The sequence below is a fragment of the Pseudomonas sp. B21-048 genome, assembly GCF_024748615.1.
Classification (GTDB): Bacteria; Pseudomonadota; Gammaproteobacteria; order Pseudomonadales; family Pseudomonadaceae; genus Aquipseudomonas.
In genome coordinates, this window is the sequence record NZ_CP087168.1 from 2,524,271 (window position 1) to 2,536,628 (window position 12,358).

Genomic DNA, 12,358 nt, shown 5'->3' on the forward strand with positions numbered 1-12,358 from the left:
GCATCGAATGGATACCCGTAAAGGCATTGTGTAATTCATTGTACAGTCGCTTTTGCCGATACCCATTCAGGAAGGTGAATGTGACCTGAGTGTCTCGTCCAGCTTCATCCACCTGTCATTCTGTTTCCTCTGCCCGAGAATCAGGAACAGGGTGACGGATTGCCCCGAAAGGGGTTTTGCACGCGACGCTTCCATCAATAACAAGCCCAAGCGGAGTACCACAGATGGCGTTCTTCACCGCAGCCAGCAAAGCCGACTTCCAGCACCAACTGCAAGCGGCACTGGCGCAGCACATCAGTGAACAGGCACTGCCACAAGTGGCGCTGTTCGCCGAACAATTTTTCGGCATTATTTCCCTCGACGAGCTGACCCAGCGTCGGTTGTCCGATCTCGCCGGCTGCACCCTTTCTGCGTGGCGCCTGCTTGAGCGCTTCGATCACGCGCATCCGCAAGTGCGCGTCTACAACCCCGATTACGAACGCCACGGCTGGCAGTCGACCCACACCGCGGTCGAAGTGCTGCACCACGACCTGCCGTTTCTGGTGGACTCGGTGCGTACCGAGCTGAACCGTCGCGGCTACAGCATCCATACCCTGCAAACCACTGTGCTGAGCGTGCGTCGCGGCAGCAAGGGCGAGCTGCTGGAAATCCTGCCGAAAGGCACCCAGGGCGAAGGCATTCTGCAAGAATCGCTGATGTACCTGGAAATCGACCGTTGCGCCAATACGGCCGAACTGAATGTCCTGACCAAAGAGCTGGAGCAGGTTCTCGGCGAAGTCCGCGTCGCGGTCGCCGATTTTGAGCCGATGAAAGCCAAGGTCCAGGAGCTGATCGAAGGCATCGACAACAGCCAGTTCATCATCAACGCCGACGAAAAATCCGAAATCAAGAGCTTCCTGGAATGGCTGGTGGGCAACCACTTCACCTTCCTGGGCTACGAAGAATTCGTGGTGGGCGAAGATCAGAACGGCGGTCACATCGAATATGACCAGAATTCGTTCCTCGGCCTGACCAAACTGCTGCGCGCCGGCCTGACCGTCGAAGACCTGCGCATCGAAGACTACGCCGTGAACTACCTGCGCGAACCGACGCCGCTGTCGTTCGCCAAGGCTGCACACCCAAGCCGTGTCCACCGTCCGGCGTACCCGGATTACGTGTCGATCCGCCAGATCGATGCCGATGGCAAGGTCATCAAGGAATGCCGCTTCATGGGCCTGTACACCTCCTCGGTGTATGGCGAAAGCGTGCGGGTCATTCCTTACATCCGTCGCAAGGTCGAGATCATCGAGCAGCGTTCGGGCTTCCAGGCCAAGGCTCACTTGGGCAAGGAACTGGCCCAGGTGCTTGAAGTGTTGCCGCGCGACGACTTGTTCCAGACCCCGGTGGACGAGTTGTTCACCACCGTGATGTCGATCGTGCAGATCCAGGAACGCAACAAGATCCGCGTGTTCCTGCGCAAAGACCCGTATGGCCGTTTCTGCTACTGCCTGGCCTACGTGCCGCGCGACATCTACTCCACCGAAGTGCGCCAGAAGATCCAGCAAGTGCTGATGGATCGCCTGAAAGCCTCGGACTGCGAGTTCTGGACCTTCTTCTCCGAGTCCGTGCTGGCCCGTGTACAGCTGATTCTGCGGGTCGATCCGAAGAACCGTCTGGACATCGACCCGGTTCTGCTGGAAAAAGAAGTGGTGCAGGCCTGCCGCAGCTGGCAGGACGACTACGCGAGCCTGGTGGTCGAGAGCTTCGGCGAAGCCCAGGGCACCAACGTGCTGGGCGACTTCCCGAAAGGCTTCCCGGCCGGTTACCGCGAGCGTTTCGCAGCCCACTCGGCTGTGGTCGACATGCAGCACCTGCTGAGCCTGAGCGAAAAAAATCCGCTGGTCATGAGCTTCTATCAGCCGCTGGCCCAGGTCTCCGGTCAGCGCATGCTGCACTGCAAGCTGTATCACGCCGATACGCCGCTGGCGTTGTCCGACGTGTTGCCGATCCTGGAAAACCTTGGCCTGCGCGTGCTGGGTGAGTTCCCGTATCGCCTGCGTCACAACAATGGCCGCGAATTCTGGATTCATGACTTCGCGTTCACTGCCGCCGAAGGCCTGGAACTCGACATCCAGCAACTCAACGACACCTTGCAGGACGCTTTCGTCCACATCGTGCGTGGCGATGCCGAGAACGATGCGTTCAACCGTCTGGTGCTGACCGCCGGCCTGCCATGGCGCGATGTGGCGCTGCTGCGTGCCTACGCCCGTTACATGAAGCAGATCCGTCTGGGCTTCGACTTGGGTTACATCGCCAGCACCCTGAACAACCACACCGACATCGCTCGCGAGTTGACCCGGTTGTTCAAGACCCGTTTCTACCTGGCGCGCAAGCTGACCGGCGATGATCTGGAAGACAAGCAACAACGCCTGGAACACGCGATTCTGGCGGCACTGGACGATGTTCAGGTGCTGAACGAAGACCGCATCCTGCGTCGTTACCTGGACCTGATCAAAGCGACCCTGCGGACTAACTTCTACCAGACCGATGCCAACGGTCAGAACAAGCCCTACTTCAGCTTCAAGTTCAACCCGCACCAGATTCCAGAGCTGCCGAAGCCGGTTCCGAAGTTCGAAATCTTCGTTTACTCGCCTCGCGTTGAAGGCGTGCACCTGCGCTTTGGCAACGTTGCTCGCGGTGGTCTGCGCTGGTCCGACCGTGAAGAAGACTTCCGTACCGAAGTCCTGGGCCTGGTAAAAGCCCAGCAAGTGAAGAACTCGGTCATCGTGCCGGTGGGTGCGAAGGGCGGCTTCCTGCCGCGTCGCCTGCCACTGGGCGGCAGCCGTGACGAGATCGCGGCCGAGGGCATCGCCTGCTACCGCATCTTCATCTCGGGCCTGTTGGACATCACCGACAACCTGAAAGACGGCGCGCTGGTACCGCCGGCCAACGTCGTGCGTCATGACGACGATGACCCGTACCTGGTGGTAGCGGCGGACAAGGGCACTGCGACCTTCTCCGACATCGCCAACGGCATCGCCATCGACTACGGCTTCTGGCTCGGCGACGCCTTTGCGTCCGGCGGCTCGGCCGGTTACGACCACAAGAAAATGGGCATTACCGCCAAGGGCGCGTGGGTCGGCGTACAACGCCACTTCCGCGAGCGCGGCATCAATGTTCAGGAAGACAGCATCACTGTAGTGGGCGTCGGCGACATGGCCGGTGACGTGTTCGGTAACGGCTTGCTGATGTCCGACAAGCTGCAACTGGTCGCTGCGTTCAACCACCTGCACATCTTCATCGACCCGAATCCTGCGCCTGCCAACAGCTTCGCCGAGCGTCAGCGTCTGTTCGATCTGCCGCGTTCGGCGTGGTCGGATTACGACACCAGCATCATGTCCGAAGGCGGCGGGATCTTCTCGCGCAGCGCAAAAAGCATCGCGATTTCCCCGCAGATGAAAGAGCGTTTCGACATTCAGGCTGACAAGCTGACCCCGACCGAACTGCTGAACGCCTTGCTCAAGGCACCGGTAGACCTGTTGTGGAACGGCGGTATCGGTACGTACGTGAAAGCCAGCACCGAAAGCCACGCCGATGTCGGCGACAAGGCCAACGATGCACTGCGCGTGAACGGCAACGAACTGCGCTGCAAAGTCGTGGGCGAGGGCGGTAACCTCGGTATGACTCAGCTGGGTCGTGTCGAATTCGGCCTCAATGGCGGCGGTTCCAACACCGACTTCATCGACAACGCCGGTGGTGTGGACTGCTCCGACCACGAAGTGAACATCAAGATCCTGCTGAACGAAGTGGTACACGCCGGTGACATGACCGACAAGCAACGTAACCAGTTGCTGGCGAGCATGACCGACGAAGTCGGCAACCTGGTGCTCGGCAACAACTACAAGCAGACTCAGGCCCTGTCCCTGGCGGCACGCCGTGCCTTCGTGCGGATCGCTGAATACAAGCGCCTGATGAACGATCTTGAAGGCCGCGGCAAGCTGGATCGCGCCATCGAGTTCCTGCCGGCTGAAGAGGCGATCAACGAGCGACTCGCGGAAGGCCATGGCCTGACCCGTGCCGAGCTGTCGGTGCTGATCTCTTACAGCAAGATCGACCTCAAGGAAGCGCTGCTCAACTCCCTGGTGCCGGACGACGATTACCTGACACGCGACATGGAAACCGCTTTCCCGCCGACGCTGGTCAGCAAGTTCTCCGCCGCCATGCGCCGTCACCGTCTGAAGCGTGAAATCGTCAGCACCCAGATTGCCAACGATCTGGTGAACCACATGGGCATCACCTTCGTTCAACGACTCAAAGAGTCGACCGGCATGAGCCCGGCGAACGTGGCCGGTGCTTACGTGATCGTGCGTGACATCTTCCATCTCCCGCACTGGTTCCGTCAGATCGAAGCCCTGGACTACCAGGTCTCCGCGGATGTGCAACTGGAGCTGATGGATGAGCTGATGCGTCTGGGCCGTCGCGCTACGCGCTGGTTCCTGCGCAGCCGTCGCAACGAGCAGAACGCTGCCCGTGACGTCGCGCATTTCGGTCCGCACCTGGCGGCGTTGGGCCTCAAGCTCGACGAACTGCTGGAAGGCCCGACTCGCGAAGGCTGGCAGACCCGCTACCAGGCTTACGTCGAAGCTGGCGTGCCTGAGTTGCTGGCGCGCATGGTTGCAGGCACCACTCACCTGTACACCTTACTGCCGATCATCGAAGCTTCGGACGTGACCGGCCAGAACGCAGCGGACGTGGCCAAGGCCTACTTCGCCGTGGGTAGCGCGCTGGACATCACCTGGTACCTGCAACAGATCAGCGCTCTGCCGGTTGAAAACAACTGGCAAGCCCTGGCTCGTGAAGCGTTCCGTGATGATGTCGACTGGCAACAACGTGCGATCACCATCTCCGTTCTGCAACAGGGCGACGGCACCCAGGACGTGGAAACACGCTTGGCGCTGTGGATGGAAGCGCACGAAGGCATGATCGAACGCTGGCGCGCCATGCTGGTGGAAATCCGTGCCGCCAGCGGCACTGACTACGCCATGTACGCGGTGGCCAACCGCGAACTGCTGGACCTGGCGTTGAGCGGTCAAGCGGTGATGCCTGCCGCTGCGACTGCCGCTGTCAGCACCGAGCTGGAACCGGCTGCCTGATAGGCGTTGAATGAAAAAGCCCCGTCTCGGAAGAGGCGGGGCTTTTTTTTGGTTCTTCACGGAATCCCGGGAAACACAGAAACAAGAACGCCGATTTGATTGATGATGTTCGTGCGAGCAAACACATCTAACAAACCGGCGTTCTTATGCGCGATATTAATACTTTCCTTCCTTTTTGGGAGGGCTTTTCTGTTGTCACCATCAAGCCTGATGGCGATACCCTACAAATCGATCTAACCCCTCACGCCACCCGGTTCCCATCTTGTGGCGGGTGCCAAAAGCCCTGTTCAACCACTCATGAGTATTGCGAGCGAACCGTTCGTGATTTGCCCATCCTCGGCCGTGCGGTGCGTCTCAGCGTGTTGCTCAGACGTGTTGGCTGCCGTGATTGCGGCAAACGCATGGAAGCCGTCAGTTGGCTGGATCGCTATGCCCGCATGACGCGCCGCCTGTCTGAGGCCGTCATTCAAGCCTGCGAGCGTCTGCCCACGCTGCACGTGGCTCAGATGTTTGGGCTGCATTGGGACACCGTGCGGTTGCTGGAGCGTCGGGCCTTGCAAGCGGCGCTGAGTGTTTTGCCGAAGGCGCAGCCACGGCGCCTGGTGATGGACGAATTCGCCCTGTTCAAAGGTCATCGCTACGCCAGCGTTGTGCTGGATGCGGATACACGACGAGTGCTGTGGATCGGCGAAGGCCGCAGCCGAGCGGCGGTCAGGCCATTTTTCGAAGAGCTCGGACCGCAGGGTTGCGCTCGCATAGAAGCGGTGGCGATGGACATGAACACCGCGTTTGACCTGGAGGTTCGCCAGCAATGTCCGAACGCGCGAGTGATCTACGACCTCTTTCATGTGGTGGCCAAATATGGCCGAGAGGTCATTGATCGAGTCCGCGTCGACGAAGCTAATCGGCTACGTCACGACAAGCCTGCGCGCAAGGTCATCAAGCAAGCGCGATGGCTGCTTCTGCGTAATCCGCAGAACCTGAAAACGCCGGAGCAACAGGTCCGTTTGGAGGATCTGCTGGCGGCCAACCAAGCGTTGATGACGGTCTACTTGATGAAGGCTGAACTCAAAACGCTTTGGACGCCGAGCACCGCTTGGGGCTGGCGATCAGCCTGGAAGCAATGGCTGCGCCATGCTCAAGAAAGTGAAATACCGGCTCTGATCCAGTTTGCAAAGCGACTAAAGGGTTACTGGCGGGGCATCGTCAGCCGGGTTCGCTGGCCGATGCACACGGGTCAGCTGGAAGGCATAAACAATCGAATAAAGGTCATTAAGCGGATGGCGTACGGTTACCGGGACAGCGAATTCTTTTTCATGAAGATCAAGAGCGTCTTTCCCGGTAATCCGTGAAGAACCAAAAAAAAGGCCATCCGCAACGGCTAGCTTCTTGTCGATTGCAAGGCTAGGCACTGTACGAAAAGTAATGTCGCAAACACCGCATAGCACAAGCTAACGAGACCATCGCAGCATAACTTTTCGCGAGCTTGTCGAAGCGTGTGATGATGCGGCGGTTTTCTTTCAGCCAGCCGAACATGCGCTCGATGATGTTGCGCTGCCGGTATTTTGGCCGATCAAACAAGCGAGGCAAACCGGGCTTGGGTTTGCGTTTCATGGATCGCAGAGGGATTACCGGCTGCATCCGGTAACGGTCACAGTAGCGACGCAGAGCCTCAGCATCGTAGCCTTTGTCGGCCAAAAGCCAGCGACATCGTTTGCGAGGACGACCGCGCAAACTGGGGATATAGGCTTCATCGAGCAGTGGCTGGGCATACGAGATATCACTGGCTTGTCCGCCCGAAAGTAGAAAACGCAGCGGTATGCCGTTGGCGTCGCAAAGCATATGAATCTTGGTCGTCAGGCCTCCGCGACTGCGGCCTAGCGCATGGTCTGAAGGTTCATCAGGCCCCCTTTTTTCCCGGCGCCTGATGAAGCTCGGGTTGCGCGTACAGCTGTGGAATCGATCATCCATGTTTCCAGGTCGATCAATCCTTGCTCGTTCAGCTTAATGTGCAGCCGCCTGAGCATCAGGTCGAACGTTCCTTGGTTACGCCAATCCCGAAACCGTTGGTAGACCGTTGACCAGGGCCCGAAGCGCTCGGGCATGTCGCGCCATGCGGCGCCTGAGCAAAGCACCCAGAGCACGCCATTGAGCATCAAACGATCATCGGCTCTCGGCCGACCATTGCGCCGGGGTTGTTCAAAGAGGTCAGCAACCAGCTCCCAGGCTGCATCGGGAATTTCGTACCGTTTCACCATCGTGGCCTCCTGCCTTCGATGGGCGCGAACTTTACCGAATATCAGTGTTCAAGTGCGGTGACGGCGGTTTCAAAGGATTTCGTACAGAACCTAGGAGTGTTATGCGCAGTTTCGTAACCGAATATGGTTTCCCATAGTTCCATAACGGCAAGTCGATGGTGTTCGTTTGAGTAGTCGGCGATAGCATCCATGGCATAGACCTCGAATTGAATGCCGACGCTAGCTTCCTGCCCGGGGTGTTGTCTACGGTCTTTCGGCGATAGCTGTCGGTGGGGCAGAGAGCACGTTCGATCCAATTACCGCCTGGGAAACCGAGCACCACTTGACTCGTTGTCCCGCTCACTCCTGTAATATGCCAGTCCTCACCACCGCGAGCTTTGAAAATGGACTCTCACTCGATTCTGACTTTTACCCTGGTCGCCGCGATTGCCATCGCCAGCCCAGGGCCTGCGACCTTGATGGCGATCAACAATAGCTTGGCCCACGGGCAGCGCAGCGCCATATGGTCTTCGCTCGGCAACGCCAGTGGCCTGTTCTGCCTGTCGTCTGCTGCCATGCTGGGGCTCGGGGCGCTGCTCGCCAGTTCCGAATGGTTGTTCAACGCGGTGAAATTCATCGGTGCCGGTTATTTGTTCTATCTGGGCATCAGGCAATTGTTCAAAAAGGGCCCGATGCTTCCGGACGGGATTCAGGATGATTTGAAGAAAAGCCGGCCGACTCGCTCCAAACTGTACAAATCGGCCTTCCTGACGGCAGTGACCAACCCCAAGGCGACGATGTTCTTCACCGCGCTGTTTCCGCAGTTCATCGATCAGAGCACGGCACTGCTGCCGCAATTTCTGATCCTCACCTCGATCTTCATGGCATTGTCGGTGTCGTCCTTGAGCCTCTATGCCGCGCTCGCCTCGCGGGCCAAGGGGGTGCTGACCCGGCCTGCGTTGTCCCGCTGGGTCAGCCGGGTAGTGGGGTCGACATTCATCGGTTTCGGTGCTGCCATTCTGACCATGCGGCGGCAGGCGGCGTAAGGGGCGTCGGGCTTGTAACTCCGGTAACAGTGGCCGATCGCGTGAAAAACCACAGAACCAAGGCCGTAGCGCTGATCAAGGCGCCCAGCAGGCTGACCGCCATCCAGCCCCATAGCGCATAAATCTGGGTCGCTGCCGCGGCTCCCAGCGCGCTGCCGACTGAGTAGAAAATCATGTAGGCACCGACCATGCGACTTTGGGTGTCTGGTCGCGCAGCGAAAATGAGGCTCTGGTTGGTAACGTGTACTGCCTGCACCGCGAAGTCGAGCAGGACTACGCCGCAGACCAGCGCGATCAGAGACGTCTCGGCAAACGTGATGGGCAACCAAGACAGCGTCAGGAGCACCAGCGAAAGGCCGGTCACTCGCTGTCCCAGACCTTGATCGGCCCAGCGACCGGCTCCTCTGGCAGCGAGGGCGCCGGCGACGCCGGCCAGGCCGAACATGCCGATGGCCGTGTGTGAAAGCGACAGCGGCGGGGCGCTCAACGGTAGTACCATGGCGGTCCACAGCACGGAAAAAGCGGCAAAGATCAGTAGGGCCAGCAGGCCCCTGATCCGCAAAACCGGTTCAGTCATGAACAGCTTGAACAGCGACCGGATGAGCGCTGGGTAGGCGTGTTGATTGCGTGGCGACACGGCGGCAGGAACCACTTTCCAGAACACCGCCGCGAGCGTCAGCATCAATCCTGAGGATACAAAATAAACGGCGCGCCAGCCCGCTAGATCCGCGATCAGCCCAGAGGTAAACCGGGCCAGAAGAATACCCAGTACAACTCCGCTGGTGACGGTTCCCACTGCCTGCCCACGTTGTGATGGCGTTGCCAGCACAGCGGCATATGCCACAAGCACCTGAACGACCACTGCCAGTAAACCCATCATGATCATGGCAGCCAACAGCGCCAGCCATTGCTGTGCTGCACCGACCGCCGCTAGCGCAACCGCAGACAACAGTACTTGAGTCAGAACCAGCCGCTTACGGTTGACCAAATCGCCAAGCGGGACGATGAAGAGCAGCCCCAGCGCATAACCAACCTGAGTGGCCGTCACCACAACCCCGATCATTGATGGGGCCACACCCAGGCTCTGAGCCATTGAATCGAGTAAAGGCTGTGCGAAATAAACGTTGGCTACCGCAAGCGCACAAGTGACAGAAAGTAATACCGTGAGCAATGGAGAAAGCCCTGGCGATCGGTCGGTCCTGCTGTTTTCTTCGGTATCAAAATGCCGCAATCCAGACGGCTGATTGGAGAAACGTTGGGTGGCTGAGTTGGCCTCTGCTGTCATGTACGCCTCCATGGCGCTAAACTGGTTTCAATTAAAAACTAGATCGATTGTTGTCGTAACTTGTTTTAAATTGCAACCACATCGCGCCAGTCCGGTGGACAGACTTGGCAAATCCATATTCTAGAAGGTCAAAAAGATGGACGAAGACGCTTCTCCGCAAAGCAGCGAATGCCCGGTAGCAAGAACGCTGGAGGCCATCGGAGATCGCTGGTCACTCATGATCATTCGCGACGCTTTTGATGACATTCGCCGATTCAGCGAATTTCAAAAGAGCTTGGGCGTGGCCAAAAATATTCTGGCATCGCGACTGAGAACGTTAGTCGAGGTCGGAGTATTCGATGTTCGACCGGCGTCGGATGGCAGCGCCTACAAGGAGTACGTGCTGACGGACAAAGGACGGGAGATCTTTCCGGTCGTGGTCAGTATGAGGCAGTGGGGTGAGCGTTTCCTGTTCAAGCCGCACGAGACGCGTTCTGTGCTGATGGACAACGAGTTCGTTCAGCCTCTGATGCCGCTTGATGTTCGCTCCTCAAGCGGTCAAAAACTTGAACCCTCTGACTGCCACAGGGTGAGACTCGTTGACGGCGGGTCGTGAGTCGGCAGCAGCAGACTGACCTCACACCTGCGGCGAATTACGCAAGCCCGGCTATCGGTCCAGCAGAGGTGCCAGCAGTGCACACATGCCGCGCCAGTGCGAACCTTCCCAGTAAATCCGTTGGCAGGCGTCGCAGCGCAGGAAGTGTGAATAGAGGGCGCCAACACGTGGCGGTACCTGCGGCCGGGCCAGTTCCGGGCTGATCTCGTGCAGCGGCAGGTTGCAATGAAGGCACAGGCTGAATGGGCGCGCGCTACGCGCCAGGTCGAGACGCTCGTACAATTCGCGCAGCTGCAGCGACGGTTTCAGGGCATGCACGTAACAGCCGTGGCTGATGATCCGCCGCTTGAGTAGTTCGCGGTCGCGGGTCAGTACGATGCGTCCTTGCTGCGCAGCGATCTCGGCGATCTCGCCATCCTCGAAGCCATTGTCGTAGAGGGTATCGAAGCCGCTCATGCGCAGCAGGCTGGCCAGCCCGCCAAGGTGCGCGTCAGCGACAAAGCGAAGCACCCGTAAAGGTTGCGCACGAACCTTGAGCAGCGGGCTGATGTCCAGCGCTTCGAACTTTGGATACACCGCCAGCCGGTCCCCGTCGAAGATCACCCGCTCCAAGCCCACCGACTCGCCATTGAGCAGTAGCAGTTCGACCTCGGTGTGCGGTATCCCGAGCGCCTCGATCATGTGCTTGACCGTCGCCCCGCGCGCGCACTCGCAGGTGAAGGACTGTCGGCGCCGTTCGGCCGGCAGAAAGTCGTTGAGTTCTTCGTAGAAGCGGAAGGTTGCACGGGTCATGTCAAACAGTATGGCAGGGCATCAGGATGAGCGAGTCTAGTCCAGATATATTCTCCGGTAAGCCCCAAACTACTACATGGAGTTTTTGAGATGAAGCACAGCAAAGTGAATGCAAATAAAAGGGGCCACACCCAAAAAAGTGCGGTCTTCAGCTTTTTGGGACTTGTTGCGCTATTGAATTAAGGACTGGATTACCCTCCTTGTTACGGGTCAGATAGACCGGCAGTACCTTGGGCAGCGATGCCACCAGGTTATTGAGTTCTTTGATGTTGTAGATACCGCCGAGACGAATCAAACCCGTGCTGTGGTCCGCGACCATTACAGGCTTGTTCAAATAACGATTGATCAAGGGCAGGGCATCGGTCAGCGCCAGATCATCGAGCACCAGTTTGCCGCTGCGCCAGGCCAGCGAATGGTCGTTGGCGCAGGTCTGGCTGATTTGAGGCGAGAAGTCGCCGTGCCTGTAACGCGCCTGCATGTCAGGTTCCAGATGTAAACCTTCGCCCGACAGGTCGCTATTGCTGGTGACCAGCACGGAACCTTCGATCAGATTCACGCGTACCTGATCTTCATACATCCAGACGTTGAATCGGGTTCCGGTGACGCGAATCCTGCCATCGGCTGCCCTGACAATGAACGGATGCTGCGGGTCATGACTGACGTTGAAGAAGGCTTCGCCTTTTTTCAGCGTGACCCGACGCTGATCTTTGTAATTGCTGAATGTCAATTCACTGCCCAGGTTCAGCTCCACCTGACTGCCGTCGCTCAACGTGACTTGACGAACATTATCGGTCGCCTCGAAATGCTGGTGGGCATTGGGCAGCCAACCCAGGTTCCATCCGGTATAGGCCGCCAACGGCAGCGCGAGGGCGCAGATCGCGGCAGCCATGCCGAAGGTGCGCCAGGGCTTTGCCGGTTTGATGCCAACTGCCGACACGGCGGATTCGGGACGAGACAAATGCCCTGCCACATCCCAGATATCCAGCATGGCTTCGTACTCCAAGGCATGCAGAGGATGAGCATCACGCCATTGCTCGAAGGCCAGACGTTCTTCGGCCGTGCAGTCGACGGCATGCAGACGCATGCACCAGTGCGCAGCGGTATCGGTGATGGCATCGTACTGAGCTTGCGAGAAAGAGTGGTCGGTCATTGACTCATCCTGATTTCTTGCATTCTAACCTTGGGAGAAATCGGCGAGAACATGGGTCATGGCATTTAACTATCAAAGCGTATTTATTTTTCGACATATTATTGAAGGAATTCACAGGACG

At 58.4% G+C, this 12,358-nt stretch carries 8 protein-coding genes; 4 read left to right on the forward strand and 4 right to left on the reverse strand.

From position 1 onward, the window contains the following. Positions 1-224 precede the first annotated feature (224 nt). Entirely contained in the window at positions 225-5,132 is a 4,908-nt protein-coding gene (locus LOY56_RS11835) for an NAD-glutamate dehydrogenase (RefSeq protein ID WP_258621971.1), read from the forward strand. Positions 5,133-5,278: 146 nt separating this feature from the next. Continuing rightward, complete coding sequence (locus tag LOY56_RS11840; RefSeq protein WP_258614918.1) at positions 5,279-6,484, forward strand: ISL3 family transposase; 1,206 nt, start codon at positions 5,279-5,281, stop codon at positions 6,482-6,484. Positions 6,485-6,536: 52 nt separating this feature from the next. Here the strand turns inward: LOY56_RS11840 and LOY56_RS11845 are convergent. After that, a protein-coding gene (locus LOY56_RS11845; RefSeq protein WP_258621986.1) for an IS5 family transposase occupies positions 6,537-7,390 on the reverse strand; the annotation gives its coding sequence in 2 pieces (ribosomal slippage) (positions 6,537-7,046 and positions 7,049-7,390; 852 coding nt in all). Between the two features lie 383 nt (positions 7,391-7,773). Here LOY56_RS11845 and LOY56_RS11850 point away from each other — a divergent pair. Further along, positions 7,774-8,415: a LysE family translocator gene (locus tag LOY56_RS11850; RefSeq protein WP_258621987.1), complete on the forward strand. Its 642-nt coding sequence runs from the start codon at positions 7,774-7,776 to the stop codon at positions 8,413-8,415. Here the strand turns inward: LOY56_RS11850 and LOY56_RS11855 are convergent. Then, positions 8,366-9,700, reverse strand: a complete 1,335-nt coding sequence (locus LOY56_RS11855; protein ID WP_258621989.1) for an MFS transporter — start codon at positions 9,698-9,700, stop codon at positions 8,366-8,368. The two genes, LOY56_RS11850 and LOY56_RS11855, sit on opposite strands and share 50 nt — an antisense overlap. Before the next feature lie 136 nt (positions 9,701-9,836). On the opposite strand from LOY56_RS11855, the gene LOY56_RS11860 reads away from it, so the two are divergent. Beyond that, positions 9,837-10,295 carry a helix-turn-helix domain-containing protein gene (locus LOY56_RS11860; protein WP_258621991.1) on the forward strand — a complete coding sequence of 153 codons (459 nt, stop codon included), beginning with the start codon at positions 9,837-9,839 and terminating at the stop codon, positions 10,293-10,295. A 51-nt stretch (positions 10,296-10,346) separates the two neighbouring features. Here the strand turns inward: LOY56_RS11860 and LOY56_RS11865 are convergent, their stop codons facing one another. Then, positions 10,347-11,087 (reverse strand): Mut7-C ubiquitin/RNAse domain-containing protein, encoded by a 741-nt coding sequence (locus LOY56_RS11865; protein ID WP_258621993.1) that lies wholly within the window; start codon positions 11,085-11,087, stop codon positions 10,347-10,349. Between the two features lie 148 nt (positions 11,088-11,235). Then, positions 11,236-12,237 (reverse strand): FecR family protein, encoded by a 1,002-nt coding sequence (locus LOY56_RS11870; protein ID WP_258621995.1) that lies wholly within the window; start codon positions 12,235-12,237, stop codon positions 11,236-11,238. Positions 12,238-12,358: the final 121 nt, after the last annotated feature.